At 60.7% G+C, this 904-nt stretch carries 2 protein-coding genes; one reads left to right on the top strand and one right to left on the bottom strand.

What is annotated here, in order from left to right:
* Positions 1-38 precede the first annotated feature (38 nt).
* Positions 39-560, bottom strand: coding sequence for an outer membrane protein assembly factor BamE (locus EOA27_RS38245; RefSeq protein ID WP_126082928.1), 522 nt, complete (start codon positions 558-560; stop codon positions 39-41).
* 117 nt (positions 561-677) lie between these two features.
* Between EOA27_RS38245 and EOA27_RS38240 the strand changes: the two genes are divergently transcribed.
* Positions 678-904, top strand: a 227-nt coding sequence (locus EOA27_RS38240; RefSeq protein ID WP_281059530.1) for a ubiquinol-cytochrome C chaperone family protein, incomplete at its 3' end; no start/stop codon positions are given.

The following is a 904-nucleotide window of genomic DNA, read 5'->3' as shown; positions in this document are numbered from 1 at the left end:
GTGGCGGGTTTTGATTGTTCCGCGGTTCGTCGATAGACTTAAGGCGTGCCGCTGCCGCCGCCGGGGATGCCGGGCGCCAGCTTGCTGGCGCCGTTGATGACCTGGGTGAGGAAGTTCTGGTCCTTGCCGCCGGTCGGTGTCGTCCTGGAGATGAAGTCGAAGATCTTGCCATCCTTGAGGCCGTAATTGGCGATCTGGGTCACGCGGCCGTCAGCGCCGAAATAGACCGCCAGCACATGCTGGTCGATGATGTGCGGGTTGTCGAAGGCGACGTAGCGCTTGCGCGTCTGCGAGATATAGTAGAAGGCCTCGTTGTCGAAGGTCGCCGTCGTCGACGGCGTGCCCAGCGCCAGCAGCACCTGTTCACGGCTCGATCCGACCGGTACCGAATCGATGGCCTGCTGGTCGATGACGTAGCCTTTCGTCAGCGTCTCGCTTGGATGGAGATCGCCGAACATCTTAGATGAATTGCAGGCGGAAAGCGCTGATACGACCATCAGCAGTGAAGCCACGCCCACCGGGGCGGGCGCAAGAAACGACTTGAATTTCAGCGCACCCAACAACAATTCTCCATCACATCCCCGCAACTTGCGCTGGGCCGCAAAACCGGTAAACCAGCTTGCATGCCGATGCAACAAGGCCAAATCAAACAACAGGTCCCCGGGAGACCGCCCTCAATGTTCCAGCGCCTTTTTGGCCGCGAACGCAATGCCAACCGCGCTATCACCGACGCGCTCTACGCACAAATCGTGGCGGCGGCGCGGCAAACGGTGTTTTATTCGGACTGGAATGTGCCGGATACGCCGCTCGGCCGCTTCGAGATGCTGTCGCTGCATATCTATCTCGTCCAGCACCGTCTGCATGGCGAGCGAGGCGTGGCGGCCGAGGTCGCGCAAGTGCTGAT

This window comes from Mesorhizobium sp. M2A.F.Ca.ET.037.01.1.1 (assembly GCF_003998075.1).
GTDB lineage: Bacteria > Pseudomonadota > Alphaproteobacteria > Rhizobiales > Rhizobiaceae > Mesorhizobium.
Note: the sequence above shows the minus strand (reverse complement) of the source record. Positions and strands in the feature narration are given on the sequence as shown.